Raw genomic sequence first — 26,145 nt, 5'->3', positions numbered from 1 at the left:
TGCCCGATGTCTGACGCCGCAAGTTCCATCGAGGAAGCCCTGGTCGGCAAGACCACCTATACGCTGGACGTGACCCAGGCCGGGACCGCCTTGCGCAAGATTCCCATCGAAACCATCCGGGACGTACGCAGCCTCGGCATCGACCTGTTGCTGGTGTTGCGCAGCGGCGGCCAGATCCTGCTGCGCGAGGGCGCGCTCGATGCGCTGGTGAACCCCAACCGGCGCCTGGAATTCAGTGATGGCGTACTGACCTTGCAGCAGATCTTCATGCAGAGCGAGCAGTTCGACTTCCTGAATCAATCCGGTTCCAGCCTCGGACACGACGCGCATGTGGCCGACGCCTTCAGCCGGCCCTTGCCGGAATGGATGTCCGGTTCGCCTTATCCGTTCGGAGGTTGAAGATGGATACGCCCATTGACGATGACAATGCGCCCGCCTACGCCGCCGGCGGTAGCAAGCAAGCCATTGGCGAGCGACTCAAAGCCACGCGCCAGCTGAGCGGTCTGAATCAGCGCGACTTCGCCAGTCGCCTGGGGACATCCGGGGCTTACATCAGCTGTGTGGAACTGGGGCACAGCATGCCGGGCGGACGCTTCCTGCGTTCGCTGCACCGGGAGTTCGACGTCAACATCAACTGGCTGCTGACCGGCCTGGAACAGGAGCTGCCGCCACGCCATGGCTTCCACGTCAAGGTACTCATCGGCGACTACATCCGCGCGACAGAACGCGGCAAGTCGCTGGTGATGGCGGTAGCGAGCTTCCTGGTCGCCAGGCGCGGCTGAAGGCCGCCGCCATCGGTCATTGCCGTGCTCGCCTTGCGGCGGCACGGCTCAGGATAGCGTCAGCAGCGCCGTGGGAAACAGGGATACGGGCGGAGCGAGCGGGTGCGTCCGTACAGAGGAGAGCATATGTTCAGTGAAGAAATCGGCGTGCGGATCAAGGAGATCCGGCTCGCACACGGCCTGAGCCAGCGTGAGCTGGGTCAGCGCCTCAGTACCTCCACCGGCCACATCAGCTGGCTGGAAGCCGGCAAGGCCATGCCCGGTGGAGAATTGTTGTTGCAGCTGTACCGGGAATTCGCGGTCGACCTCAACTGGCTGCTCACCGGCAGCGAGCCGGAAGTCCTGCCGCAGGACAGCGATGCCGACGTGCGTCAGCTGATCGACCATTACTGCCGCACCGATGTGCAAGGGCGCGAGATCATCCGCAGCCTTGCCAGCTACGCCGGCCGCACCGGCGCCTGACCGGGCATCCCGCGCTTGCTCATCTTCCCGCCGTACTGGCAGGCGAAGCCTGCGCGGCAGCCGCCCGGATGGCCGCGCTTGCCTGCACGTCGCGGTTCAGGCGCCAGACCAGCACCGAGGCCAGCAGCGTGGTGCCGACGATGACGTAACCCACCACGTCGAAATGCTGCAGTTGGCCATTCGGCCCCAGGGTGACGATATGCCCTGCCACGATCGAGGCCACACCGCCCGAGAGCTGCTGGATCGACGCACTGATCGCATTGAAGGAGCCGCGCTGGGTGGTTGCCGGCACGGACGATACCAGGGCCTGGAACGGGATCATGCGCGAGAAGATGCCCAGGAACAGCACCGCGTTCACCAGCACGATCATCGGCACCGTCACCGGCCCCAGGTGGGTGTAGATCAGCACCATGATGATGGACAGCACCGCACCGAAGACGAACACCCGGAACTTGCCCACCTTGTCGGCCGCGCGCCCGATGAGCGGACCGAAGGCGATGGTGCACAGGCCCGTCACCAGGTAGACCGTGGGCAGGTGATGCAGGTCGATGCCCAGGTTGCCGACCAGGTAGGCACTGCTGAAGGGCATGAGCATGAAGCCGCCCGTCATCAGGAGGGCCGTGGTGGCAAAGGCGGTCAGGTAGCGCGGCTCGGTGATGGTGTGATAAAGGTGCATCCACGCCGTGTGTTCCTGCGTGAGCTTGAGGTGGCCGTCCACCGGCTGCATCTTGAAGCTGACCACCACGCCCCCCACCGCGCCCAGCGCGGCCATGGCCAGGAAGGGGACATGCCAGTTCCAGGCATTTGAGAGAGTGAGCCCGATCGGAATGCCCAGCACCTGGCTGGCGGCGAAGGCGGTCTGGATGATCCCCATGACGCGTCCGCGCAGGTGCGGCGCGAACAGGTCGGTGGCGATGGCCAGGGTGATGGAGCCGATCACGCCGCCGAACAGGCCCGTGACGATGCGCGCCACCAGCAGGCTTTCGAAACTCTGCGCCAGGCCGCACCACACGGTCCCCAGCACGAAGCCGCTATAGAAGAACAGCAACAGTCGCTTGCGATCGAAGCGGTCGGCAAAGCCGGCCGTGAGCAGGCCGGAGGCGCCGGCGCTGAAGGCATAGGCCGACACCACCAGCCCGAACTGCTGGGGCGTGATCTGCATGGCCGGCATGATCACTGCGCCCAGCGGCGACATCAGCATGAAATCGAGAATGACCGCAAATTGCAGGAAGGCCAGCAGGCCGACCACGGTTTTCTGGTAGCGGGTGAACCCCGCCGGGGTGGAGGTACGGGTGGGGGGGCTGGGAGGGTGCTGACTCAAAGGAGCTCCTTGGCGTAAGGGGAGACCGGCCTTCAGGCCGGCGATGTCATCGCACCCTGGTACCGGGATCAGGGCGCTGTATCTGCGCTGACGGCTGGCCGCGCGCGATATTGTGCCGCCCAGGCCGCGCTGGTGCATCAGGATCAACGCGCCAGACCGGGCAGGGCGGGTGCAAGAGTAGGCGCAAGATCCGGCCAAGGCAAGTCGTTGATGTAAAGAGCGCATAGATCGTCAAGGCAGGATGAACTTGCTGCCAGGCACATCAATGACGAAGGGCGAGACCTCGCCGGCCTCGCCCTCGAACTGCAGGTCAGCTCTGCAGCGTTGCAACTTCACTTCCCCATCACTGCTTGAGCAGGCTGCACTTGGACTCCGCAACGGTGGTGAAGGCTTGTTCACCCGGGATGGTTTCCAGCAGTTTCAGGTAATCCCAAGGTTTCTTGGACTCAGCAGGCGACTTCACCTGGTAGAGATACATGTCGTGGATGTTGCGTCCATCCGCGCGGATATAGCCTTTGTTGTAGAAGTCGTCGATGGGGGCCTTCTTCAACTGCGCCATCACCTTGGTGGCGTCATCGGTGCCAATGGCTTGCACCGCCTTCAGGTAAGTCATCGTGGCCGAATAGGCGGCTGCCTGGTGCGTGCTCGGCATTTTCTTCATCTTCTGGAAGAAGCGCTCGGCGAACTTGCGCGAAGGCTCATCTTTGTCCCAGTACCAGCTGTCGGTCATCATCAGGCCCTCGGCATTGGCCAGCCCCAGTGCATGGATGTCGTTGATGACCATCAGCAGTCCCACCAGCTTCATGGTCTTGGTCACGCCGAATTCCTTGGCGGCCTTGATGGAATTGACCGTGTCTTCCCCTGCATTGGCCAGCCCCAGGATCTGTGCCTTGGAGGCCTGCGCCTGCAGCAGGAAGGAGGACAGGTCGGAGGACTGCGGCGGATGCTTGATCGAGCCCACCACCGTGCCGCCGCTGGCCTTGACCACGGCACTGGTGTCATTGGCCAGCGAATGGCCGAAGGCGTAGTCCGCCACCAGGAAGAACCAGGATTTGCCGCCCTGTTTGATCACCGCGCTGGCCGTGCCCTTGGCCAGGGCCACGGTGTCGTACTCGTAGTGCACCGTGTAGGGCGTGCATTCCTCGTTGGTCAGGCGCGCGGTACCGGCCCCGATGTTGATGTAGACGCGCTTCTTCTCGGCCATCACCTTGTTCATCGACAGGGCCGTGGCCGAATTGACGCCGCCGATCAGCATGTCCAGGCCGCGTTCGTCAGCCCATTCACGGGCGCGGGTGGCGGCGATGTCGGCCTTGTTCTGGTGGTCCGCCGAGAGTACCTCGATGGGTTTGCCCAGCACCTTGCCGCCATAGTCGGCCACCGCCATGCGGATGGCTTCCAGCCCGCCCAGGCCATCGGTGTCGGCATAGGGGCCCGACATGTCGGTGATGAAGCCGATGCGGACCGCCTCATTGGATACCTGGGCCATGGCCGGCCCGGCAAAAATGCCTGCGATGGCACAGGCGGCTGCCAGCTTGCGCAGCGTAATCGATGGGTTCATGCGCTTGTCTCCTCGTTGTTATTGGCCGCCGGGGCGGCTCGGGGTCATGCTCTCTGATCGGTACTTCAGCCGCGTCGCTCGGCCAGCAGCGACCTGGCGTAATCCACGCGCACATCGTGGCGCGCCACCATCTGCTGCACCAGCCACTCCATCTCGTGCGCTTCGGCGCCGGCGGCCAGCGCAATATTGCGCGCATGCAGGGCCATGTGGCCACGCTGTATGCCTTCGGTGGCCAGCGCGCGCAGGGCCGCCATGTTCTGCGCCAGGCCCACGGCCACTGCCACTTCGGCCAGCTCCTGGGCCGATTGCACGTCCAGGATTTTCAAGGCCGCGCGCGCCGCCGGATGGGTCTTGGTGGCACCGCCCACCAGGCCCACCGGCATGGGGATTTCCAGCGTGCCGACCAGGTCGCCGTCGGCCGCGATCTCCCAGTGCGTGAGGGACGTGTAGCGGCCATGGCGGCAGGCATAGGCGTGGGCACCGGCTTCCACCGCGCGCCAGTCGTTGCCGGTGGCGACGATGACCGGATCGATGCCGTTCATGATGCCCTTGTTGTGGGTCGCGGCACGGTAGGGGTCGACGGCCGCAAATTCATAGGCATCGACGATGCCATCGATGACTTCCTCGCCACTGTAAGCGTTGGTGGCCAGCACCTCTGCAGAAACCTTCACACGGGCCCGTGCCAACCGCAGGTCGGCCAGGTTGGAGAGGATGCGCAGCCGCACCTTGCCACCGGTGATTTCCTCGATATGGCCGGCCACTGCCTCTGCCATGGTGTTGACGGTATTGGCACCCATGGCATCGCGCACGTCCACGATCAGGTGGGTCACCACCATGGCCCCGCGCCGGGTATCCGGGAAGACGTGGACTTCAATGTCCCGGCAGCCCCCGCCCAGGTCGTTGAGCAGCTTGTCGCGGCTGTTGGCGATGTCGATGATGGCCTGGCGGTCCTTGAGGATGGCCAGCCGCGCCCCATGCGGATCGGTCACCCCGAGCAGCTGGATCTGGGCGCGCATGAGCGGCGTGCTGCTGGAGGTCTGGAAGCCGCCGCAGGCGCGCACCAGCTTGGCCATGAAGGAGGCGGCCGCCACTACCGAAGGCTCTTCGACGGCCATCGGTACCAGCACGTCGCGGCCGTTGAGCTGGAAATAGCCGGCTACGCCCAGCGGCAGCTGGAAGGTGCCGACCACGTTTTCGATCATGCCATCGGCCGTGGCCAGCGGCAGGCCGCCGGGCTGGCCCAGCAAGGCCTGCTCGGCTTCTCCCAGGCCGGCCAGGCGGGCAATTTCCGCCAGGCGCTGCGGCGGGGTCAGGGTGCGGAATCCGGGCAGTCGCGAATCGCCGGCGGAGTGGGTGTCACTGTGCATGCGCTTGTCTCTCTTTTGGTCGTGATATGAAGGCTCTTGAAAAGGCGCCGCTTGCAGTGGCCCTCTCCAGCGCTGGCAGAATAACAAGGGTGTACCATTGCGCATGGGTACAGTTGGCACCAACAGCGCGTCAACTGTACCCAGGACAATCCCTTTGCATTGCAGCAAGATTCGATCATCCATGGCCCCATCCCAGACCCTCACCCTGACCCAGACACTGGTGCAACTGATCCGCCGCCAGATCGCCGAGGGCGCCTATGCCCCCGGCAGCCGACTGCCCTCGATACGGGCGCTGGCGGACCAGCACGGCTGCGCCAAGAACACCATCGTCAACGTCTTCGAGGAATTGACGGCGCAAGGCGTGGTGGAGCCCCGGCGCGGTTCCGGCTTCTTCGTCTGTGCGACGCCGCCGCGTCCCAAGGAAGAAGAGGAGGGCAGCCTGAGCCGCGCCATGGACGTGGTCTGGCTCATGCGCGAGCAGTTGAAGCACGACCCCGGCCATTTGCGCCTGGGCGATGGCTTCCCGCCGGTGGAGTGGCTGCACGACGTGCGGCTGGACAAGTTCCACCAGAAGGTGGTGCGCACCGGCATGGGCGCGCTGTTCGGTTACGGCAGCCGCTTCGGCTACCTGCCGCTGCGCCAGCACCTGGTGCAGAAGCTGGCCCAGCATGGCATCGAGGCGGCCACCAGCCAGATCGTGCTGACCCATGGCGCCAACCAGGCGCTGGACATCGTGATCCGCAACTTCATCCGTCCCGGTGACCGCGTGCTGGTCGATGAGCCGGGTTACTACATGTTGTATGGCAAGTTGAAGCTGTCGGGGGCGCGCATCGTCGGCATCCCTCGCCACGCGGACGGGCCCGATGTGGAGGTACTGGAGCGCGAGTGGAAGCGCCCGGGCAAGACGCCGCTGTTTTTCACCCAGTCGCTGGCGCACAATCCCACGGCGTCCGACACCGCGCCCCACAAGGCCCACCAGATCCTGCAACTGGCCGACCGCTACGATGCCCTGGTTGTGGAAAACGACGCCTTCGCCGACTTCAAGCCCGCGACCGCACCGCGCATCGCCACCCTGGACCAGCTGCGCCGCACGCTCTACATCGGCAGTTTTTCCAAGTCGGTCTCGGCGGCGCTGCGGGTCGGCTTCATCGCCTGCCACCGGGACCTCGCCAGCGACCTGGCCGACATCAAGATGCTGGTGCACATGAGCAGTTCCGAATACTGCGAGCGCACGCTCGATGTGATCCTCTCCGATGGCCATTTCAGCCGCCACACAGCGCGCCTGCGCGACCGCCTGCAGCAGGCCACCGACGCCGCCTGCCGGCAGTTGCAGCAACTCGGCGCGGAGCTGTTCTGCGCGCCGCAGCAATCGATGTACCTGTGGGCGAAGTTTCCCGCCTTTGCCGACGCCAAACCATTGGCGCAGGCCTTGCTGGCGCACCACGTGGTGTTGGCGCCGGGCAGCATCTTTCATGTTGAACCCGAGCAGGCGGTGCCATGGTCACGCTTCAATGTCGGGCTGCTGTCGGATCCGCGCTTTGCCGCCGCGATGGCCGGCTTGCTGGATCGACAAGCCTGAATTCCCGCATGCTGGGGCGTTTGCCGGCGCATTTGCGCACGGGCCGGAAGAGAGCCGCCATTGCCCGTCTGTTCGAGGCTTAGTTGCCTTGTCCCGCTTGCCAGTGCGTGCCATAGTGCTCATCGATGGCAGTCGGGGACTGCCGTGGTGACAACAATAATCAAGATGACACTGCACAGGCGCCGCCCCGGAGCCTGTGCTCGGGACGGAAAAGACATGAATATCCTTGGCAACATGAACATCGGCAAACGCCTGACCTTGGGCTTTGCCATCATCCTGGCATTTTCGGCGGTGGTAGCGGGCATCAGCCTGTGGCGGCTGGAGCAGGTCTCAACAGCCACACGCGAGATGATGAACGATCCGCTCAGGACTGAGCGCCTCATGGGCGACTGGTACACCAACCTGACCGCCGGCATCCGCCGCACCCTGGCCATCGCCAAGAGCAGTGATCCGTCGCTGGCAGCGTATTTCGCGGAGGAATCCGCGGCCTCGACCAAGAGTTCCTCGGAGTATCAGAAGCAGGTCGAAGGCTTGCTGGTGACCCCCGAAGAGAAGGCGCTGTTCCAGAAGATCGGCGAGCAGCGCAAGGTCTACCTGTCCTCGCGTGACCAGATCGTCAAACTGAAGGCGGCAGGCAACGTGGAAGAGGCCATGCGCCTGCTCGACACGGTCTTCGTGCCGGCGGCCGCGACCTATCAGAAGCTCATGCGCGAGATGGTCGACATCCAGCGCAAGGACATCGACGACACCGCCAAGGAAATCGACAACATTGCTGCCCAGAGCCGCATCCTGATCCTGGTGCTGGAGGGTTTGATCCTGCTTTTGGGCATCGTGCTGGCGCGCACCCTGACGCTGGGCATCACCAAGCCGCTGCAGACGGCGGTGGTGGTGTCGCGCAAGGTGGCCGAGGGCGACCTGGCCACCGAGGTGCAGGTCAAGTCACGCGACGAGACCGGCCAGTTGCTGCAATCCCTCAAGGACATGAATGACAGCCTGCGCGGCATCGTCACCAACGTGCGCTCGGGCACCGACACCATCAGCACGGCCTCGGCCGAGATCGCCGCCGGCAACCTGGATCTCTCCAGCCGCACCGAGCAACAGGCCAGCTCGCTGGAAGAGACCGCCTCGGCCATGGAAGAACTGATCTCCACCGTGCGCCAGAACGCCGACAATGCACGCCAGGCAGCCCAGCTGGCGCAATCGGCTTCCAGCGTGGCCGAGCAGGGTGGCGGCGTGGTCAACCAGGTGGTCGATACCATGGGCGCCATCAACGCGTCCTCGCGCAAGATCGTGGACATCATCAGCGTGATCGACGGCATTGCCTTCCAGACCAACATCCTGGCCTTGAACGCTGCGGTCGAAGCGGCCCGCGCCGGTGAACAGGGGCGCGGTTTTGCGGTGGTGGCCTCCGAAGTGCGCTCGCTGGCCCAGCGCTCGGCGTCGGCCGCCAAGGAAATCAAGGAGCTGATCAATGATTCGGTGGAAAAAGTCGGCGACGGCAGCCGCCTGGTCGAGCAGGCCGGTGCCACCATGCAGGAAGTGGTCAGCAGCGTGCGCCACGTGACCGACATCGTCGCCGAGATCAGTGCGGCCAGTGCCGAGCAGACCAGCGGCATCGAGCAGATCAACCTGGCCATCACCCAGATGGACCAGGTGACCCAGCAGAATGCGGCACTGGTGGAGCAAGCGGCGGCCGCGGCTGCCTCCATGCAGAACCAGGCAGGACGGTTGGCACAGATGGTCAGCGTGTTCCGGGTCAGTGAAGGGGAAGCCCTGGTGCGGCGGGAGATCGATGTGACCCCGGCCAGCCCGACGCTGCCGCACTGAACACGCTTTAGCGCAGGCCCGCTCCGGGCTGCTTCCAGTAGTCCGGCTGCGCATAGGCATGCCGCAGAAAATCGACGAAGGCGCGAATGCGCAGCGGCAGGTGCTGCCGCTGTGCAAACACCGCATAGATGGAAGGGGCCGGGGCGGCGAATTTGTCCAGCACGGTCACCAGTTCGCCGGCCTCGATCGCCGCACCCACCTCCCACATCGAACGCCAGGCCAGGCCGCGTCCGGCCAGCGCCCAGTTGTGCAGCACCTCCCCGTCATTGCAGACCATGTTGCCCCCCACCTTGTAGACGCTCACCTTGCCGGATTGCTTGAGCGTCCAGCCGCGCTGGCTGCCTTCGCTGCTCATGGCCAGGCAGTTGTGGCGCACCAGCTCATCAGGACTGGCCGGCGTGCCGTGTCGGCGCAGGTAGGAGGGGGCGGCCACGATCACCCGATGGTTCTCGGCCAGCTTCACGCTCACTAGGTTGGAGTCCGTGAGGGTGGCGATGCGGATGGCCACGTCGATGCCTTCGCCGATCACGTCAGCAATGCGGTCGTTCAGGTTCAGCGTGAGCGTGACATCGCGGTGCTCGGCCAGGAAGGAGGGCACCAGCGGCGCCACGTGCTGGCGGCCGAAACCGGCCGGGGCCGAGATCAGCAATTGCCCGCTGGCGCGCGCGCTGCGCTCCGAGACAGCCGATTCGGCATCTTCCAGGTCGGCCAGGATGCGCTGGCAGTCTTCCAGGAAGGCCGCGCCTTCGTTGGTCAGCACAATCTTGCGCGTGGTTCGCTGCAGCAGTTTCACCCCCAGGCGCTCCTCCAGCGCATCCAGCCGCCGGCCGATCATGGCCGGGGCGATGCCTTCGGCGCGGGCTGCTGCCGACAGGCTGCCACGGGCGGCTACCTCGGCAAAGGTCGAAATCTGCTTGAACTGGTCCATGCTGTCCCCCTCCCAACGCCATGAAACTGGCGGCAAAGCCGCACCACAACTGGCGCAGCGCGTATCAGCCATTATCGGCTCACTTGTGACTAAAACGCAAAGATAAATTGATAAAAGCTTTCACTCATATCGATTTGGTTTAAATATACTGCGTACATAAAGTGTCTGATGCGATGCAAAAAGCTGCACGGTCTCAGGCACAATCATGAAAACAAGATCACCTAGTCCATTTTTCTTTTTGAGGAGTCCAGCATGACGCAACTGAAGCTGCCCACCGGCATGGAAATCTCCGGCGAGATCAAGCCGGGTTACGAGAACGTCCTGACCTTTGAAGCCCTGTCGCTGGTCGCCAAGCTCTCGCGCGCCTTCGAAGGCCGCCGCCAGGAACTGCTGGCCGCCCGTGCCGAGCGCGTCAAGCGCCTGGACGCCAGCGAGCGCCCCGACTTCCTGAAGGAAACCGAATCCATCCGCACCGGCGACTGGAAGATCGCCCCCATCCCCGAAGCCCTGAAGTGCCGCCGCGTGGAAATCACCGGCCCGGTCGAGCGCAAGATGGTCATCAACGCCTTCAACTCGGGCGCCGACAGCTACATGACCGACTTCGAGGATTCCAACTCCCCGGTGTGGGACAACCAGATCAGCGGCCAGATCAACCTGTATGACGCGATCCGCCGCACCATCTCGCTGGAATCGAACGGCAAGAGCTACAAACTCAACGACAAGATCGCCACCCTGGTGGTGCGTCCGCGCGGCTGGCACCTGGATGAAAAGCACGTCACCCTGGACGGCAAGCGCATTTCCGGCGGTATCTTCGACTTCGCCCTGTTCCTGTTCCACAACGCCAAGGAACAGCTGGCACGCGGTGCCGGCCCGTACTTCTACCTGCCCAAGATGGAGTCGCACCTGGAAGCGCGTCTGTGGAACGACATCTTCGTGATGGCGCAGAATGAAGTCGGCCTGCCGCAAGGCACCATCAAGGCCACCGTGCTGATCGAGACCATCACCGCTGCCTTCGAGATGGAAGAAATCCTGTACGAACTGCGCGAGCACAGCGCGGGCCTGAACGCCGGCCGTTGGGACTACATCTTCTCCTGCATCAAGAAGTTCAAGAACGACAAGGACTTCTGCCTGGCCGATCGCGCCAAGGTCACCATGACCTCGCCCTTCATGCGCGCCTACGCCCTGCTGCTGCTGAAGACCTGCCACAAGCGCGGTGCTCCGGCCATCGGCGGCATGAGCGCGCTGATCCCGATCAAGAACGATCCGGAAAAGAACGCCATCGCCATGCAAGGCATCATCAACGACAAGCGCCGCGACGCCACCGACGGTTACGACGGCGGCTGGGTGGCGCACCCGGGCCTGGTCGAAGCTTCCATGAAGGAATTCGTGGCCGTGCTGGGCGACAAGCCCAACCAGTTCGAGAAGCAGCGTCCGGATGTGGAAGTGAAGGCTGCCGATCTGCTGAACTTCCAGCCCGAAACCCCGATCACCGAAGCCGGCCTGCGCTACAACATCAACGTCGGCATCCACTACCTGGGTGCCTGGCTGGCCGGTAACGGCTGCGTGCCCATCCACAACCTGATGGAAGATGCGGCCACCGCCGAAATCAGCCGTGCCCAGGTGTGGCAGTGGATCCGCAGCGCCAAGGGCAACCTGGAAGACGGCCGCAAGGTCACCGCCGACATGGTGCGTGCGATGATCCCGGAAGAGCTGGCCAAGGTGAAGCAAGTGGCGGGCGATGGCCCGACCTATGACCGCGCCGCCAAGATCTTTGAAGAAATGTCCACTTCCGAGACCTTCGCAGAGTTCCTGACCCTGCCGCTGTACGAAGAAATCTGATTCAGATCCGCTTCAGTGCAAATGAAAATCCCCGCCGCTCGCAAGAGGGCGGGGATTTTTTTAAGCCCATCATTTCACTTTGCGAAAGTACGAAAGTGAAGGACGAAAAAAATCCCCGACGAGTCGGGGATTTTTTATCAGCTTGAAAGCTTAAGCAGCCGGAACGATGTTCGAAGCTTGCTTGCCCTTCGGGCCGGTGGTCACTTCGAAGGAAACGCGTTGGTTTTCCTTCAGGGACTTGAAGCCATTCGACTGAATAGCCGAGAAGTGAGCGAACAGATCTTCGCCACCTTCATCGGGAGTGATGAAACCAAAACCCTTTGCATCGTTGAACCACTTGACGGTACCAGTTGCCATTACGGACTCCTAAATTTAATTGATTGGGGCTTGCGCCCGGCTCTTTATCGTTACTCGGGAGGAATGACAGCGAAGAACCGCACTACCAGCTCGAATCCTAACGACGCGACGATTATACTCATTAAATCGAGAATGCAAGCCATTTTCGGCACGAAAGTTCAATTAAAAGTTTTAATGGTTTTTTTCGGTGCTTTAGATTTCCTTGCATGCCGGGAAATGGTGCAATCTGTTGCCCGCAATCCCTTGTCTGGTGCGGCTTTTGGCGTGTCAGGCGATGTCCTACGAGGCCATGTCCGGCACTTTCTGACAGGCCTTTTCAGCCGTTTTGGCGGTGGATCAGCACAACCGCTTCGGTGGCAATCCCTTCTTCACGGCCCAAAAATCCCATTTTTTCGTTGGTTTTCGCCTTGATGTTGACTTGCCCCTCAGAAATCCCGAGGTCGGCCGCGACGTTGGCGACCATCACCGGGATATGCGGCGCCATCTTGGGCGCCTGGGCGATGATGGTGGCGTCCACGTTGCCCACGGCATAGCCGGCGGCGGCCAGGCGCTTGGCGGCTTCGCGCAGCAGCACGCGCGAGTCGGCTCCCTTGAATTGCGGATCGGTATCGGGGAAATGGCGGCCAATATCGCCCAGCGCGGCAGCACCGAAGAGCGCGTCGGTGATGGCGTGCAGCAGGGCGTCGGCATCCGAATGGCCCAGCAGGCCCTTTTTGTGCGGGATGGTGACGCCGCCCAGGATCAGCGGGCGGCCTTCCACCAGGGCGTGGCAGTCATAGCCCTGGCCGATGCGGAAAGGGAAGGGGGAAGATGCGTTCATGCGTGCGGACCTTTCAGGAAGAATTCAGCCAGCGCGGCGTCCTGCGCCAGCGTGACCTTCAGATTGCGGGGGCTGCCCTCCACCAGGCGCGGACGCAAGCCCAGCATCTCGATGGCGCTGGCGTCGTCGGTGATCTCGCCCAAGCGGCCTTGTGTCTGCGCCTGCAGCAAGGCGCGCTGCAGCAGGGCATAGGGAAACATCTGCGGGGTCTGCGCCGCCCAGAGGCCCGCGCGCGGGACGGTCTCCTGCGAGCGGGCAGGGGCGCCGCCATCGCCGCGCTTCAAGGTATCGACGACCGGCACGGCCAGCAGGCCGCCGACTTCGTCATCTGCCAATGCATCAAGAAGACGATCCAGCAAAACCTCGTTCAGCCCGGGGCGGGCGGCATCATGGACTAGAACCCGGTCGGCATCGGCGACCTCGTCACGGATGGCGTTGAGGCCATTGAAGACGCTGTCCTGGCGCGTCGGCCCGCCTACCCGCAGGATGCTCACGCGTTGCAACAAATCTGGCGTCATCAGGGAGTCAATCCAGCCATCTTCGGTACTGACCACCACGAAGGTATGGGCGATACGTGGGTGGTCCGCGAAGGTCTGCAGCGCATGCAGCAGCATGGGCAGGCCCGCCAACGGCATATATTGCTTGGGGATCTGGCCGCCCATGCGCGCGCCCACGCCTGCGGCGGGGAGGAGCGCAAAGTGGCGGGGCGGGGAAGAAGCGGACTGCGAAGGGTTCATGCCATGCACCTGGCCCGGCGCCCGCCTGGGGGCGGCTTGCGATGGGGCCTTCGTTTATAATGGGAGGCTGAATTCTAATGCCAATCCCTTGCAAGCGACCGGCATTTTGCGGCGCTGCCAGCACGGCCGCCGCCACCGGGCCTGCGCCGTTGCCTTGTTCGATTCAAGTCCAAACCAAGCCGATCCTCCCGATCCTGATGTCTTTTGACCCGAAAAAAAGCCTGCCAAAGGCAGGTGTGCGTTTCCAGCCTCCCGCCGTGCACGGTTCCGCCGATGCCTATCTGCTGGCCCAGGCCGCGCTGGCCCTGAAGGCCGAAGGCCGCATGCTGGCCGTGGTGGTGGCCGGGGCCACCGATGCCCAGCGCCTGCTGACTGAAATCCCCTGGTTCCAGCCCAAGGAGGGCGAGCGCCTGCGCTGCCACCTGCTGCCGGACTGGGAAACGCTGCCCTATGACGCCTTCTCGCCGCACCAGGACCTGGTCTCCGAACGCCTGGCCACGCTCTATGAAGTGCAGTCCGGCCAATGCGACCTGCTGATCGTGCCGGCCACCACGGCCTTGTTGCGGATGGCGCCGCCGCAGTTCCTGGCCGCGTATACCTTCTTCTTCAAGCAGGGTGAAAAACTCGACGAGGGCAAGCTCAAGTCCCAGCTCACCCTGGCCGGTTACACCCACGTGGGCCAAGTGATGTCGCCGGGTGAATATTCGGTGCGCGGCGGGCTGATCGACATCTTCCCCATGGGCTCGGTGCTGCCGTATCGCCTGGACCTGTTCGGCGACACCATCGAGACCATCCGCACCTTCGATGCCGATACCCAGCGCTCGCTCTATCCGGTGCCGGAAGTCCGCCTGCTGCCGGGCCGCGAATTCCCCATGGACGAGGCCTCGCGCCTGGCCTTCCGCAATCGCTGGCGCGAAGTGTTCGAGGGTGATCCATCGCGCTCGGCCATCTACAAGGACATCGGCAACGGCATCGCCTCGGCGGGCATCGAATACTACCTGCCGCTGTTCTTCGAAGAGACGGCCACGCTGTTCCAGTACCTGCCGGCCAATGCCATGTTCGCCACCGTGGGCGACATCGAGCAAGCCATCAAACGTTTCTGGAGCGATACCCGCTCGCGTTGGACCTTCCTTCACGCCGACCGCGAGCGCCCGGTGCTGGAGCCGCGCGCCATCTACCTGGATGATGAAGATTTCTTCACCCTGCTGAAACCCCACGCCCGCTGGGTGCTCAAGACCGATGATGCGCCTTCGGCGATCTCGGCCCCGCTGCCCAATATCGCCGTGAACCGCCGTGCGGAAGACCCGCTGGTCAACCTGCGCAGCTTCCTGCTCAAGGGCGCCGAGCGCGTGCTCATCTGTGCCGAGAGCAATGGCCGGCGTGAAACCCTGCAGCAGTACTTTGCCGAATACGACCTGCATCCGGCGCTGTGCGATGACTGGAACGATTTCCTCGCCGGCAATGAGCCGCTGATGCTGGGTGTGGCCCCGCTGCACGCCGGCTTCGTCACCGCCGGCGGCCTGGCGCTGATTACCGAGACCGAGCTGTACGCCGGTAGCGGCCGCCGCGTGGGCAGCCGCAAACAGCAGGCCGCCACCGATGTGGAATACATGGTGCGCGACCTGTCGGAGTTGAAGATCGGCGACCCGGTGGTCCACAGCAGCCACGGCATCGGCCGCTACATGGGCCTGGTCAGCATGGACCTGGGGGAGGGCGAGACCGAGTTCCTGCATCTGGAATACGCCAAGGAGACCAAGCTCTACGTCCCGGTGTCGCAACTGCACGTGATCTCGCGCTATTCCGGCGCTTCGCCGGAAGATGCGCCGCTGCATGCGCTGGGCTCGGGCCAGTGGGAAAAGGCCAAGCGCAAGGCCGCCCAGCAGGTGCGCGATACGGCCGCCGAACTGCTGAACCTGTACGCCCGCCGCGCGCTGCGCCAGGGCCATGCCTTCCAGTATTCGGCACACGACTATGAAGCCTTCGCCGACAGTTTCGGTTTTGAGGAGACCGCCGACCAGGCCGCCGCCATCAATGCCGTCATCAAGGACATGACCGGCGGCAAGCCCATGGACCGCCTCATCTGCGGCGACGTCGGCTTCGGCAAGACCGAAGTGGCCTTGCGCGCCGCCTTCGTGGCGGTGATGGGCGGCAAGCAGGTCGCCATCCTGGCGCCGACCACGCTGCTGGCCGAACAGCATGCTGCCACCTTCGCGGACCGCTTCGCCAACTGGCCGGTCAAGATTGCCGAGCTGTCGCGCTTCCGCACCGGCAAGGAAGTCACGCAAGCCATCAAGGGCCTGGGCGATGGCACCATCGATATCGTCATCGGTACTCACAAGCTGCTGTCGGATGAAGTGAAGTTCTCGCGCCTGGGCCTGGTCATCATCGATGAAGAACACCGTTTTGGCGTACGCCAGAAGGAAGCCCTGAAATCGCTGCGCGCCGAGGTCGATGTGCTCACGCTGACCGCCACGCCGATCCCGCGTACGCTGGGCATGGCGCTGGAAGGCCTGCGCGACTTCTCGGTGATCGCCACCGCGCCGCAGAAGCGCCTGGCCATCAAGACTTTCGTGCGCGCCGAGCAGGAATCGACCATCCGCGAAGCCTGCCTGCGCGAGTTGAAACGTGGCGGCCAGGTCTACTTCCTGCACAACGAAGTGGAAACCATCGCCAACCGCAAGGCCGCGCTGGAACAGCTCTTGCCGGAAGCGCGCATCGGTATCGCGCACGGGCAAATGCACGAACGCGACCTGGAAAAGGTGATGCGCGACTTCGTGGCGCAGCGCTTCAACATCCTGCTTTGCACCACCATCATCGAGACCGGCATCGACGTGCCGACCGCCAACACCATCATCATGCATCGCGCCGACAAGTTCGGCCTGGCGCAGCTGCACCAGTTGCGCGGCCGCGTCGGCCGTTCGCACCACCAGGCCTATGCCTATCTGCTGGTGCAGGATGTGCAGGGCTTGTCCAAGCAGGCGCAGCGCCGGCTTGAAGCGATCCAGCAGATGGAGGAACTGGGCAGCGGCTTCTATCTCGCCATGCATGACCTGGAAATCCGCGGTGCAGGCGAAGTGCTGGGCGATCACCAGTCGGGCGAGATCCACGAGATCGGTTTCCAGATGTATTCGGACATGTTGAACGAAGCCGTGCGTGCCCTGAAGGATGGACGCGAACCGGACCTGGCCGCGCCGCTGTCGACCACCACCGAGATCAACCTGCATGCGCCAGCGCTGCTACCCAATGACTTCTGTGGCGATGTGCATGAGCGCCTGTCGCTCTACAAGCGCTTCGCCAACTGCGAGAAGGCCGATGCCATCGACGCCTTGCAGGAAGAACTGATCGACCGCTTCGGCAAGCTGCCCGATGCCGCGAAGGCCCTGATCGAAACGCACCGCCTGCGCATTGCCGCCAAGCCGCTGGGCATCATCAAGATCGATGCCCATTCCGAAGCGGCGCTGCTGCAGTTCGTTCCCAACCCGCCGATCGACGCCATGCGCATCATCGAGCTGGTCCAGAAGAACCGCCAGGTCAAGCTCAACGGCCCCGACAAGCTGCGCATCACGGCCAATATGCCGGACCTGAATGCCCGCGTGCAGCAGGTCAAGGCGACCATGAAGGCACTCACCGGTTGAGTGCTCTTCTGGCCGCGCTATAACGAATCCCATCGCACCCATGAATCAACAGAACAACATGAACCTGATCCTGCAAGCCCTCAAGCAACACGCCGTGCCGTCTTCCGCCATCGAGTCCATCGCTGCCCTGGCCGGTGGCCGCGCTGAGCGTATCGCAGACGACCGCGTACCGGATGCCGACGCTTGGCGCGTGGCTGGCGTGAGCCAGGACGATGCGCTCAAGGCCAGCATCGATGCGGCTTGCCTGCAGGCGCGCCTGGACTATGCCTTCATCGAAGAGGGCCTCAAGCTGACCGATTTCCGCCTGGTGGCCATGGACATGGATTCCACCCTCATCACCATCGAATGCATTGACGAGATCGCCGACATGCAGGGGTTGAAGCCGCAGGTGGCCGAGATCACCGAAGCTGCCATGCGCGGCGAGATCGAGTTCAACGAAAGCCTGACCCGCCGTGTGGCATTGCTCAAGGGTCTGGATGCGGGTGCGCTGCAGCGTGTCTACGATGAGCGCCTGCAATTGTCGTTGGGCGCGGAAAACATGCTCAAGGCAGTGCAGGCCGCCGGCCTCAAGACGCTGCTGGTCTCAGGCGGCTTCACCTTCTTCACCGACCGCATGAAGGCACGCCTGAACCTGGACTACACCCACGCCAACACGCTGGAAGTGGCCGACGGCAAACTCACCGGCAAGGTGGTCGGCGGTATCGTCAATGCCGACGAGAAGCGCGCGACGGTGGAACGCATCTGCCGCGAGATCGGTGCCGAACCGGGCCAGGCCATCGTCATGGGCGATGGTGCCAATGACCTGCGCATGATGGGCATCTCGGGCCTGTCGGTGGCCTTCCGCGCCAAGCCGGTGGTGCGTGCCCAAGCCAGCGTGGGCTTGAATTTCGTGGGACTGGACGGCATCTTGAACCTGCTGGCCTGACGTCAGGGCCGGTTTTCCCCTCACTTCAGGAGACCCGATGAACCAGGAATTGGTATTGGACCCACAGACCCAGACCGGCCGAGACCTGGTCTGGTGGCTTTATCTGGCGCATGCCGCCTGCCTGGTGTTTTCGCTGGGCATGCTGTCGTGGCTGCCCCTGATCGTCAATTACCTCAAGCGCGGCGACGTGCGCGATACCTTCCTCTACACCCACCATCGCTGGCAGATCCGTTCCTTCTGGTGGTACCTGTTCTGGCTGTTCGCCGGCGGCGTGCTGTGGGCGACGGTGATCGGCATCCCCCTGGCGATCCTGGTGTTCTCGCTGGCCTGGATCTGGAAAGCCTACCGCCTCATCAAGGGCTTCCTCGACCTGCAGAACAACAAGCCCATGCCGGTGTGATCCGGCCATCGGCTGATTTACTTGGTCAAACGGCACCTTCGGGTGCCGTTTTTGTTTCTTCCAGGCAAAGAAGCTTTGTGCAAGGGATAATAGTGATATTGAAAGATTTCAATGATAATCTCGAAGTATTACTAGATAGCACTAGAAAGCACCAGCGAACTTTCGTTCACGCGCGCCCCTCCGGGAGCGCCGGGGCGGGGCCGCTCACTCCAAAGGGGGAAACCTGCGCATGAAGAACTGGACGATCAAGCAACGCATCCTCGGGAGCTTCGGGCTCATCCTGCTGCTCATGGCCCTCATGGCCGGGATTTCGGCAGTCAACCTGAGCCGCATCGAGAAGAGCGCCACGGCCCTGCGCGAAGACTCCACCCCAGGCCTTTACTACAGCACCCAGATCAACGCCGCCTGGTACGAAAACCTGCTGATGACCCAGCAGATCATCCAGATCGATACCAGCGATGCCGAGCGCCAGGCCAATCTGGCCCTGCTGCGCCGCAATGCCGAGCGCCTGGACCGGCTGCAGGAGGATTACGACAAGACGGTCTTCAGCGATGGCGATCGCAAGCTCTTCGAGCAATTCAAGGAAACCCGCCAGAAATATCGCGCCATCGTCAGCGAGGTGCTGAAAATGGACTTCAGTCAGCGCGCCCCCATCGACAAGATCGTCAACGACCAGATCCGTCCGCAATGGCGCACCGGCTACCAGTTGACGCAGCGTATGGTCGAAACCAACAAGGCCATTGCCGATGACGCCGCCCAGCGCATCGGCGATGCCGTCAACTCGGCCCAGTTCACCCTGATGAGTGCGCTCATGGCCGCGCTGCTGGTGGCACTGGTATGCGGTTACTTCCTCATGCGCGCCATCAACGAGCCGCTGCAGAAGCTCATGGGCCTGCTCGACATCATGCGTTCGGGGGACTTCTCGCGTCGCGTGGCGCTGGATCGCAACGATGAATTCGGCATCCTCGGCAATGGCTTCGACCGCATGACCGATGAACTGACCGCGCTGGTCTCGCAGGCACAGAAGTCCTCGGCGCGGGTGGCCACCTCGGTCACCGAGATCGCCGCGACCGCCCGCCAGCAACAGGCCACCGCCGCCGAAACCGCCGCCACCACCACCGAGATCGGCGCCACCTCGCGCGAGATCCACGCCACCTCGCGTGACCTGGTGCGCACCATGAATGAAGTCTCGGTCGTCTCGGAACAGACTTCGGCCCTGGCCGGCAGCGGCCAGGCGGGCTTGACCCGCATGGGCGACACCATGCAGAACGTGATGGAGGCAGCCGGTTCGGTCAGTGCCAAACTGGCCATCCTCAACGAGAAGGCGGGCAACATCAACCAGGTCGTGACCACCATTACCAAGGTGGCCGACCAGACCAACCTGCTGTCGTTGAACGCCGCCATCGAGGCCGAGAAGGCCGGCGAGCATGGCCGCGGCTTCTCGGTGGTGGCCACGGAAATCCGCCGCCTGGCCGACCAGACGGCCGTAGCGACCTACGATATCGAAGTCATGGTCAAGGAAATCCAGTCGGCCGTGGCGGCCGGCGTGATGGGCATGGACAAGTTTTCCGACCAGGTGCGGCGCGGCATGCAGGATGTACAGACCGCCGGCGGCCAGCTCTCGCAGATCATCGCGCAGGTGCAGGCATTGGCGCCGCGCTTCCAGACCGTCAACGAAGGCATGCAGGCCCAGGCCAGCAGCGCCGAACAGATCAACCAGGCGCTGGTGCAGCTCTCCGAAGCGGCCCAGCAGACCGTGGAGTCGCTGCAGCAATCGAGCCAGGCCATCGACGAACTGAACGTGGTCTCCAACGAATTGCGCAATGGCGTCTCGCGCTTCAAGGTGACGGACTGAGCACCGTATCGGTCCAGCCCAGCGTACTCATGAGCCAGTCCCTGCATCTGCTGTTTTCCCTGGGGGAAGAGCGCTATGCCCTGCCCACCGCCGCAGTGGCGATGGTGCTGCCGCTGTCGCCCTGCAAATCGCTGCCCGGGGCACCCGCCTGGGTGGCTGGCCTGCTGCCGCATGGCGGCGGCCATGTTCCCGTGATCGACCTGTCCATGCTGGCGTTGGGTCGGCCCGCCCCCGCCCGTGCGAGCACGCGCCTGGTACTGGTGCATTACCAGGGCCGCCTGGCGGGACCGGTACTGCTGGGCCTGATCCTGGAGCAGGCCACCGATACCTTGCGCATCGACCCGACAGATTTCGCACCTGCCGCCATCCGCAATGAGGGCGCGCCTTACCTGGGGCCGGTCATGCCCTATCAAGGCCGTTTGCTGCAGCGGGTGGAAGTGGGTGACCTGCTTGATCCCGCCGCGTGCGCCTTGCTCTATCCTGAGGTGCCGGCATGAAAACCCTGCCGCTGATCGCCGACAAGCTCAAGGCCGCCATGGGACTGGACGTCGCCACCGTCGGCAGCAGCCTGATTGAGCGCGTGGTGCGCGAGCGTATGGCCGTGCTGGCCATCGACGACGACGGTCTTTATCTGTCACGCCTGCAGGCGTCGGCTGAGGAGCTGCAGGCCCTGATCGAACTGGCCGTGGTGCCGGAGACCTGGTTCTTCCGGGACCGCGAAGCCATCCTGGCCACAGCACGCCTGGCGCGCGAACGGCTGGCATCGCAGCCGGGCCACCCGGTGCGCATCCTGAGCGTGCCGTGCTCCACCGGTGAAGAGCCGTATTCGCTGGCCATGGCCCTGCTGGAGTCGGGCTTGATGCCGTCGCAGTTCGTCATCGAGGCCTACGACATCCGTACCCGCTCGCTGGAGATCGCTGCCGCCGGTTTCTACGGCCGCAATTCCTTCCGGGGCCAGGACCTCGGATTCCGGGATCGTCATTTCGTGCCGGTGGAGCAAGGCTGGCAGTTGAGTGCAGCGATACGCCAGCAAGTGCGCTTTGCGCCCGGCAATCTGCTGGCTCCGGATTTCTTGCGGCAGGCCGCGCCTTACGATTTCATCTTCTGCCGCAATGTGCTGATCTACTTCGAACGCGATGTGCAGCGCCAGGTCGTGGCCCTGCTGGAGAGCCTCATGCAGGCCGGCAGCGTGATCTTCGTCGGTCCGGCCGAAGGCGGCATCCTGCTCAGCCCGCGTCTGGAATCGGCCGGCATTGCCCTGGCCTTCGGTTTTCGCAAGCGGGTGGCGGCCGAGCGGCCGACCTGGCCGCGCGCGATACCGGTTGCGCCGCTGCCGCCGTTGGCTCCGCTCACGCCGCCGTCCCTTGCCATGGCCACTGTGAAGCCATCCACGCCGACTGCGGCGGTCCCGTTTTGCGCAAGCCGCCAGTCCTTGCTGGAGCGTGCGCGGTTGCTCGCCGATGAGGGACAGCTCGCGCAGGCGGCCGCCTTGTGCGAGCAAGCCATCACCGAGCAGGGGCCGAGTGCCGACGCCTTTTATCTGCAAGGCCTGATCCACGATGCCGGCGCAGATCCCGAAGAGGCCCAGCGCTGCTACCGCAAGGTGCTCTATCTTGAGCCCCGGCACCAGGCTGCCTTGCTGCAACTGGCCGCCTTGCTGCAGGCCCGGGGCGACGTGGCGGGCGCGGAGCGGCTACGCCAGCGCGCCGGCCGCGTGACGGCCAACGAGGAGCAGCATCATGGCTGAACGGACGGTGACATCCTCCGGGACGGCGCTGGATGCCTGCTGGAGCCGCATCGGTACCAAGGGCGATGGCAGTTGCCCCGAACTGGCGCATCACATCCGCTGCCTGAACTGCCCCACCTTCGCCCGCGCCGCCTTGCTTCAGCTTGATCGCGTGGAGGCCTCCGATGAGGTGGCGCAGCAGTGGCTGCACGCGGGCGTGGCGGTGGAAGAAGAGCAGGAAGATCAGACGGTACTGGCCTCGGCGCTGGTGGTGCGCATTGCGGGGGAGTGGCTGGCCATCGCCACCCCGGTGGTGCAGGAAGTGACAGGGACGCGGCCGCTGCACAGCCTGCCGCACCAGCGCAATAGCGCCATCGCCGGCGTGTTCAATATTCGCGGTGCTTTGCGCATCTGTGTGTCGCTGGCGCAGCTGTTCCAGCTGCCGGAGCAGACTTCGGCGCAGCATCTGCTGGTGGCGGCCCATGAAGGGCAGGTCCTGGTGTTCCCGGTGGAAGAGGTGGCCGGTGTGCACCGCTACCGGCACGACAGCCTGGCCCCGGTGCCCACCACGCTGGCGCAGGCGGCCATCCAGTACACGCGTGGGATGGTGGAGTGGCGCGGCCGTCCGATTGGCTTGCTTGACCATGAATTGCTGTTTTACGTACTCAACCGGAGCATGACATGAGTACGCCCGATCTCAGCCAGATGTCCATGCTGGACCTGTTCCGCTTCGAGGCGGAAAGTCAGATCACCCAGCTCAATACCAGCCTGCTGGCGCTGGAGCAGCAGCCGACGGCCGCCGAACACCTGGAAGCCTGCATGCGCGCCGGCCACTCGCTCAAGGGCGCAGCGCGCATCGTCGGCCTCGAAGCCGCGGTGAAGGTGGCCCACGTGCTGGAGGACTGCTTCGTCCTGGCGCAGCAGGGCAAGCTGCTGCTGGAGAAAAAACATATCGATGTCCTGCTGCGCGGGGCCGATCTGCTGGGACGGATCGCCTCGCCGCCGGACGGCGACGAGGCCTGGGCCGACCACGCCGGCAGCGCCGAGGTGCAGGCTTTCCTGCTGGCCTTGTCGGCGGTGATGAGTGGTGCAGACCCCGCCCCTTGGGCAGCGCCATCGGCCGCAATCCAGGAGGCCCGCGTCGCCGAGGCGGCCCCGCAGCCGCCATCGCCTGAGCCCTCGGCGGCAACGGTGGAGCCGCCGCAGCCCGCAGCAACGGCACCCATCGTCAACCAGACTGCCGCCGCGCGCGCCGTGCGCGTGAGTGCGGACAGCCTGGACCGCCTCTTGAGCCTGACCGGTGAATCGCTGGTGGAGTCGCGCCGCCTGAAGCCCTTCTCGGCCAGCATGCTGCGCATGAAGCGCGTGCAGCGCGAAGCCGTGCAGGCGCTGGACCTGCTGCAACAGAAACTGTCGACCAGCCAGCTCGATGAATTTGCCCAGACGACACTGGCCGAGCTGCGTGCACTGATGCAGACCAACCAGCAACTGCTGGGTGAACAATTGATTGCGCTCGACGCCTTCGACCGGCGTTCGGTCAACCTCTCGCAACAGCTCTATGATGAGGCGCTGGCCTGCCGCATGCGGCCCTTTGCTGATGGCACTGCCGGGTTTGCGCGCATGGTGCGCGACGTCGGCCATGCACTGGGCAAGTCGGTGCGCCTGGAGATCAGCGGCAACGCTACTCAGATCGATCGCGACATACTCGAAAAACTGGAAGCACCGTTGGGCCACCTGCTGCGCAACGCGGTCGACCATGGCATCGAGGACGCTGCTGCGCGCCGTGCCGCAGGAAAGCCGGAGCAGGGCGTGGTGCGGCTGGAGGCGCGCCACAGTGCCGGCATGCTCTTGATCGAGGTCACCGATGACGGGGCCGGCATCGACCTGGAGCGACTGCGCCGCACCGTGGCCGAGCGCGGGCTGTCCACTGAAGACGTTGCCGCGCGCCTGTCCGAGGCCGAATTGCTGGATTTCCTGCTCTTGCCCAGCTTCAGCCTGCGCGACACCGTCACCGAGATTTCCGGGCGCGGCGTCGGCCTGGACGTGGTGGCGGACATGCTCAAGCAGGTGCGCGGCACGATCCGTATCACCACGCGTAAAGGACTGGGCAGCCGGTTCCTGCTGCAGTTGCCGCTGACGCTGTCGGTGATCCGCAGCCTGCTGGTGGAGATCGCCGGTGAACCTTATGCGTTTCCGCTGGCCTACGTGAATCGGACCTTGCGTTTGCCGGCCGAGGCCTTGCAGACCCTGGAGGGCTATCAGCACTTCAGCCACGCAGGCCGACAGGTCGGCCTGGTCAGCGCACACCAGGTACTGCAGCGCGGCCAGTGGCGCGCGCGGGATGGCAACGTGTGCGTGGTGGTCATCGGCGAAGAGGAACACAGCTACGGCATCGCGGTCGATGCTTTCCTGGGCGAGCGCATGCTGGTGGTGCAACCGCTGGATGCGCGCCTGGGCAAGATCCCCGACATCCTGGCCGGCGCCTTGATGGAAGATGGTGCGCCCTTGCTGATCCTGGATGTGGCCGATCTGCTGCGCTCCGTGGAAAAGCTGACCGCCTCCGGGCGCCTGCAGACGGTCGGCCAGGAGGGCGCGGACCAGGCCGCGGTAACTGTGCGCAAAAAAGTGCTGGTGGTGGACGATTCGCTGACCGTGCGCGAGCTGGAACGCAAGTTGCTGGCCAACCGGGGCTACCAGGTCACGGTGGCAGTCGATGGCATGGATGGCTGGAACGCCGTGCGTGCCGAGCATTTCGACCTGGTCATCACCGATATCGACATGCCGCGCATGGATGGCATCGAACTGGTCACCCTGATACGCGGCGCGCCGCAATTGCAGGCGCTGCCGGTGATGATCGTGTCGTACAAGGACCGTGAAGAGGATCGGCAGCGTGGCCTGGCGGCCGGCGCCGATCATTATTTCACCAAGAGCAGTTTCCATGACGAAAGCCTGCTGCAGGCCGTCACGGATTTGATTGGAGAGGCCACAACGTGAAGATCGGCATCGTCAACGACACCCCCATGATGGTGGAAGTGCTGCGCCGGGTGATTGCCGAATCTGCCCGCCACGAATTGATCTGGATCGCCCGCGATGGCGAGCAGGCCGTGCAGATGTGCGCCTGGCAATTGCCCGACGTGGTGCTGATGGATCTGCTCATGCCCAAGATGGATGGCGTGGAAGCCACGCGCCGCATCATGCAGGACACCCCTTGCCCCATCCTGGTGGTGACCTCCGACATGGACACCAGCGCCGCCAAGATCTATGAAGCCATGGGCCATGGCGCCCTTGACGCCACCCAGACCCCCGCGCTCATCGGCGCGGCCGGCAAGCGCGATGCGGCGGCGCTGATCGAGAAGATCGACAATCTCGGACGCCTGAGTCCGGACGACATGGCCGCACCGGTGCGCCGCCCGGTGCGACCGCTGGCGCCGGCGGGCCACGGCGACCTGCCACCGCTGGTGGCCATCGGTGCGTCGGCCGGCGGTCCGGCGGCGCTCTCGACGCTGCTCAAGCAGATGCCGCACGGATTTGCGGGCAGCATCGTGATCGTGCAGCACATCGATGCTGCCTTTGCGCCCGGCATGGCCCAATGGCTACAGCAGCAGTCGGCCTTGCGCGTGCGCCTGGCGGTGGAAGGCGACTTGCCGCGCCGGGGTGAAGTCCTGCTGGCGGGCAGCAACCATCATCTGGTTTTCAAGGAAGGCAGCCGCCTGGGTTACGTCGAAGGTGCGCCCACCGACGTCTACCGGCCCTCGGTCGATGCCTTCTTCCACAGCATCGTGCGGCACTGGGAAGGCAAGGCCACCGGCGTACTTCTCACCGGCATGGGCCGCGATGGCGCAGCGGGCCTCAAAGCCCTGCGTGAGAACGGCTATCACACCCTGGCCCAGGATCAGAAAAGCTGCGCCGTCTACGGCATGCCCAAGGCCGCCGTGGCGCTCAACGCCGCCGTCGAGGTTCTGCCGGTCAGTGCCATGGCGGCACGGCTGCAGGCGCTGGCTGCAGCGTGACCCCATTGAAATGAAGG

22 protein-coding genes are annotated in these 26,145 nt (G+C 64.2%); 15 read left to right on the top strand and 7 right to left on the bottom strand.

The window, feature by feature from the left end:
• Nucleotides 1-6: 6 nt before the first annotated feature.
• From ACLRDN_RS16110 to ACLRDN_RS16100, 3 genes are all read left to right on the top strand, one after another.
• Entirely contained in the window at nucleotides 7-399 is a 393-nt protein-coding gene (locus ACLRDN_RS16110) for a hypothetical protein (RefSeq protein ID WP_413457109.1), read from the top strand.
• Nucleotides 400-401: 2 nt separating this feature from the next.
• Nucleotides 402-782 carry a helix-turn-helix domain-containing protein gene (locus ACLRDN_RS16105; protein ID WP_413457108.1) on the top strand — a complete coding sequence of 127 codons (381 nt, stop codon included), beginning with the start codon at nucleotides 402-404 and terminating at the stop codon, nucleotides 780-782.
• Nucleotides 783-908: 126 nt separating this feature from the next.
• A complete protein-coding gene (locus tag ACLRDN_RS16100; protein ID WP_413457107.1) occupies nucleotides 909-1,244 on the top strand; it encodes a helix-turn-helix domain-containing protein in 336 nt (111 codons plus the stop codon).
• Between the two features lie 19 nt (nucleotides 1,245-1,263).
• On the opposite strand, the gene ACLRDN_RS16095 is transcribed toward ACLRDN_RS16100, so the two are convergent.
• The 3 genes from ACLRDN_RS16095 to ACLRDN_RS16085 all read right to left on the bottom strand — a co-directional run bounded on the left by ACLRDN_RS16095 (nucleotide 1,264) and on the right by ACLRDN_RS16085 (nucleotide 5,490).
• Nucleotides 1,264-2,565: an MFS transporter gene (locus ACLRDN_RS16095; protein ID WP_413457106.1), complete on the bottom strand. Its 1,302-nt coding sequence runs from the start codon at nucleotides 2,563-2,565 to the stop codon at nucleotides 1,264-1,266.
• A 343-nt stretch (nucleotides 2,566-2,908) separates the two neighbouring features.
• Nucleotides 2,909-4,123, bottom strand: a complete 1,215-nt coding sequence (locus ACLRDN_RS16090; RefSeq protein ID WP_413457105.1) for an ABC transporter substrate-binding protein — start codon at nucleotides 4,121-4,123, stop codon at nucleotides 2,909-2,911.
• 65 nt (nucleotides 4,124-4,188) lie between these two features.
• Nucleotides 4,189-5,490: a hydroxymethylglutaryl-CoA reductase, degradative gene (locus ACLRDN_RS16085; protein ID WP_413457104.1), complete on the bottom strand. Its 1,302-nt coding sequence runs from the start codon at nucleotides 5,488-5,490 to the stop codon at nucleotides 4,189-4,191.
• 181 nt (nucleotides 5,491-5,671) lie between these two features.
• Between ACLRDN_RS16085 and ACLRDN_RS16080 the strand changes: the two genes are divergently transcribed.
• Both ACLRDN_RS16080 and ACLRDN_RS16075 read left to right on the top strand, forming a co-directional pair.
• The gene (locus tag ACLRDN_RS16080; protein ID WP_413457103.1) at nucleotides 5,672-7,069 is read left to right on the top strand and encodes a PLP-dependent aminotransferase family protein; all 1,398 of its coding nucleotides are present in this window, start codon (nucleotides 5,672-5,674) and stop codon (nucleotides 7,067-7,069) included.
• A 216-nt stretch (nucleotides 7,070-7,285) separates the two neighbouring features.
• Entirely contained in the window at nucleotides 7,286-8,896 is a 1,611-nt protein-coding gene (locus tag ACLRDN_RS16075; RefSeq protein ID WP_413457102.1) for a methyl-accepting chemotaxis protein, read from the top strand.
• 7 nt (nucleotides 8,897-8,903) lie between these two features.
• Here the strand turns inward: ACLRDN_RS16075 and ACLRDN_RS16070 are convergent, their stop codons facing one another.
• Nucleotides 8,904-9,824 (bottom strand): LysR family transcriptional regulator, encoded by a 921-nt coding sequence (locus tag ACLRDN_RS16070; protein WP_413457101.1) that lies wholly within the window; start codon nucleotides 9,822-9,824, stop codon nucleotides 8,904-8,906.
• A 252-nt stretch (nucleotides 9,825-10,076) separates the two neighbouring features.
• Between ACLRDN_RS16070 and aceB the strand changes: the two genes are divergently transcribed.
• Nucleotides 10,077-11,663 carry a malate synthase A gene (gene aceB / locus ACLRDN_RS16065; protein WP_413457100.1) on the top strand — a complete coding sequence of 529 codons (1,587 nt, stop codon included), beginning with the start codon at nucleotides 10,077-10,079 and terminating at the stop codon, nucleotides 11,661-11,663.
• A 150-nt stretch (nucleotides 11,664-11,813) separates the two neighbouring features.
• Here aceB and ACLRDN_RS16060 read toward each other — a convergent pair whose 3' ends face one another.
• The 3 genes from ACLRDN_RS16060 to ispD all read right to left on the bottom strand — a co-directional run bounded on the left by ACLRDN_RS16060 (nucleotide 11,814) and on the right by ispD (nucleotide 13,577).
• Nucleotides 11,814-12,020 carry a cold-shock protein gene (locus tag ACLRDN_RS16060; protein WP_006464465.1) on the bottom strand — a complete coding sequence of 69 codons (207 nt, stop codon included), beginning with the start codon at nucleotides 12,018-12,020 and terminating at the stop codon, nucleotides 11,814-11,816.
• Nucleotides 12,021-12,336: 316 nt separating this feature from the next.
• Complete coding sequence (gene ispF / locus ACLRDN_RS16055; protein ID WP_413457099.1) at nucleotides 12,337-12,840, bottom strand: 2-C-methyl-D-erythritol 2,4-cyclodiphosphate synthase; 504 nt, start codon at nucleotides 12,838-12,840, stop codon at nucleotides 12,337-12,339.
• Nucleotides 12,837-13,577, bottom strand: a complete 741-nt coding sequence (ispD, locus tag ACLRDN_RS16050) for a 2-C-methyl-D-erythritol 4-phosphate cytidylyltransferase (RefSeq protein ID WP_413457098.1) — start codon at nucleotides 13,575-13,577, stop codon at nucleotides 12,837-12,839. Before ispD ends, ispF begins: the two co-directional genes overlap by 4 nt.
• Nucleotides 13,578-13,774: 197 nt before the next feature.
• On the opposite strand from ispD, the gene mfd reads away from it, so the two are divergent.
• The 9 genes from mfd (at nucleotide 13,775) to ACLRDN_RS16005 (ending at nucleotide 26,128) form a co-directional block, all read left to right on the top strand.
• Nucleotides 13,775-17,212, top strand: coding sequence for a transcription-repair coupling factor (gene mfd / locus ACLRDN_RS16045; RefSeq protein WP_413457097.1), 3,438 nt, complete (start codon nucleotides 13,775-13,777; stop codon nucleotides 17,210-17,212).
• A 40-nt stretch (nucleotides 17,213-17,252) separates the two neighbouring features.
• Complete coding sequence (gene serB, locus ACLRDN_RS16040; RefSeq protein WP_413457096.1) at nucleotides 17,253-18,137, top strand: phosphoserine phosphatase SerB; 885 nt, start codon at nucleotides 17,253-17,255, stop codon at nucleotides 18,135-18,137.
• 37 nt (nucleotides 18,138-18,174) lie between these two features.
• Entirely contained in the window at nucleotides 18,175-18,537 is a 363-nt protein-coding gene (locus ACLRDN_RS16035; protein WP_413457095.1) for a DUF4870 family protein, read from the top strand.
• Nucleotides 18,538-18,766: 229 nt separating this feature from the next.
• Nucleotides 18,767-20,392 (top strand): methyl-accepting chemotaxis protein, encoded by a 1,626-nt coding sequence (locus tag ACLRDN_RS16030; RefSeq protein WP_413457094.1) that lies wholly within the window; start codon nucleotides 18,767-18,769, stop codon nucleotides 20,390-20,392.
• 29 nt (nucleotides 20,393-20,421) lie between these two features.
• Nucleotides 20,422-20,889 carry a chemotaxis protein CheW gene (locus ACLRDN_RS16025; protein ID WP_413457093.1) on the top strand — a complete coding sequence of 156 codons (468 nt, stop codon included), beginning with the start codon at nucleotides 20,422-20,424 and terminating at the stop codon, nucleotides 20,887-20,889.
• Nucleotides 20,886-22,139 (top strand): CheR family methyltransferase, encoded by a 1,254-nt coding sequence (locus ACLRDN_RS16020; RefSeq protein WP_413457092.1) that lies wholly within the window; start codon nucleotides 20,886-20,888, stop codon nucleotides 22,137-22,139. The genes ACLRDN_RS16025 and ACLRDN_RS16020 overlap by 4 nt, the downstream gene beginning before the upstream one ends.
• Nucleotides 22,132-22,803, top strand: coding sequence for a chemotaxis protein CheW (locus ACLRDN_RS16015; RefSeq protein WP_413457091.1), 672 nt, complete (start codon nucleotides 22,132-22,134; stop codon nucleotides 22,801-22,803). Before ACLRDN_RS16020 ends, ACLRDN_RS16015 begins: the two co-directional genes overlap by 8 nt.
• Nucleotides 22,800-25,112 carry a hybrid sensor histidine kinase/response regulator gene (locus ACLRDN_RS16010; protein ID WP_413457090.1) on the top strand — a complete coding sequence of 771 codons (2,313 nt, stop codon included), beginning with the start codon at nucleotides 22,800-22,802 and terminating at the stop codon, nucleotides 25,110-25,112. The genes ACLRDN_RS16015 and ACLRDN_RS16010 overlap by 4 nt, the downstream gene beginning before the upstream one ends.
• Nucleotides 25,109-26,128 (top strand): chemotaxis response regulator protein-glutamate methylesterase, encoded by a 1,020-nt coding sequence (locus ACLRDN_RS16005; RefSeq protein ID WP_413457089.1) that lies wholly within the window; start codon nucleotides 25,109-25,111, stop codon nucleotides 26,126-26,128. Before ACLRDN_RS16010 ends, ACLRDN_RS16005 begins: the two co-directional genes overlap by 4 nt.
• Nucleotides 26,129-26,145: the final 17 nt, after the last annotated feature.

Origin of the sequence: Herbaspirillum huttiense (assembly GCF_047300815.1) — a bacterium.
GTDB classification, from domain to species: Bacteria; Pseudomonadota; Gammaproteobacteria; order Burkholderiales; family Burkholderiaceae_D; genus Herbaspirillum; species Herbaspirillum huttiense_A.
Note: the sequence above shows the minus strand (reverse complement) of the source record. Positions and strands in the feature narration are given on the sequence as shown.

Coding starts and splice junctions, on each gene's coding strand:
- ACLRDN_RS16110 (WP_413457109.1), top strand. CDS start 7: ATGTCTGACGCCGCAAGTTCCATCGAGGAAGCCCTGGTCGGCAAGACC.
- ACLRDN_RS16105 (WP_413457108.1), top strand. CDS start 402: ATGGATACGCCCATTGACGATGACAATGCGCCCGCCTACGCCGCCGGC.
- ACLRDN_RS16100 (WP_413457107.1), top strand. CDS start 909: ATGTTCAGTGAAGAAATCGGCGTGCGGATCAAGGAGATCCGGCTCGCA.
- ACLRDN_RS16090 (WP_413457105.1), bottom strand. CDS start 4,123: ATGAACCCATCGATTACGCTGCGCAAGCTGGCAGCCGCCTGTGCCATC.
- ACLRDN_RS16085 (WP_413457104.1), bottom strand. CDS start 5,490: ATGCACAGTGACACCCACTCCGCCGGCGATTCGCGACTGCCCGGATTC.
- ACLRDN_RS16080 (WP_413457103.1), top strand. CDS start 5,672: ATGGCCCCATCCCAGACCCTCACCCTGACCCAGACACTGGTGCAACTG.
- ACLRDN_RS16075 (WP_413457102.1), top strand. CDS start 7,286: ATGAATATCCTTGGCAACATGAACATCGGCAAACGCCTGACCTTGGGC.
- ACLRDN_RS16070 (WP_413457101.1), bottom strand. CDS start 9,824: ATGGACCAGTTCAAGCAGATTTCGACCTTTGCCGAGGTAGCCGCCCGT.
- aceB (WP_413457100.1), top strand. CDS start 10,077: ATGACGCAACTGAAGCTGCCCACCGGCATGGAAATCTCCGGCGAGATC.
- ACLRDN_RS16060 (WP_006464465.1), bottom strand. CDS start 12,020: ATGGCAACTGGTACCGTCAAGTGGTTCAACGATGCAAAGGGTTTTGGT.
- ispF (WP_413457099.1), bottom strand. CDS start 12,840: ATGAACGCATCTTCCCCCTTCCCTTTCCGCATCGGCCAGGGCTATGAC.
- ispD (WP_413457098.1), bottom strand. CDS start 13,577: ATGAACCCTTCGCAGTCCGCTTCTTCCCCGCCCCGCCACTTTGCGCTC.
- mfd (WP_413457097.1), top strand. CDS start 13,775: ATGTCTTTTGACCCGAAAAAAAGCCTGCCAAAGGCAGGTGTGCGTTTC.
- serB (WP_413457096.1), top strand. CDS start 17,253: ATGAATCAACAGAACAACATGAACCTGATCCTGCAAGCCCTCAAGCAA.
- ACLRDN_RS16035 (WP_413457095.1), top strand. CDS start 18,175: ATGAACCAGGAATTGGTATTGGACCCACAGACCCAGACCGGCCGAGAC.
- ACLRDN_RS16030 (WP_413457094.1), top strand. CDS start 18,767: ATGAAGAACTGGACGATCAAGCAACGCATCCTCGGGAGCTTCGGGCTC.
- ACLRDN_RS16025 (WP_413457093.1), top strand. CDS start 20,422: ATGAGCCAGTCCCTGCATCTGCTGTTTTCCCTGGGGGAAGAGCGCTAT.
- ACLRDN_RS16020 (WP_413457092.1), top strand. CDS start 20,886: ATGAAAACCCTGCCGCTGATCGCCGACAAGCTCAAGGCCGCCATGGGA.
- ACLRDN_RS16015 (WP_413457091.1), top strand. CDS start 22,132: ATGGCTGAACGGACGGTGACATCCTCCGGGACGGCGCTGGATGCCTGC.
- ACLRDN_RS16010 (WP_413457090.1), top strand. CDS start 22,800: ATGAGTACGCCCGATCTCAGCCAGATGTCCATGCTGGACCTGTTCCGC.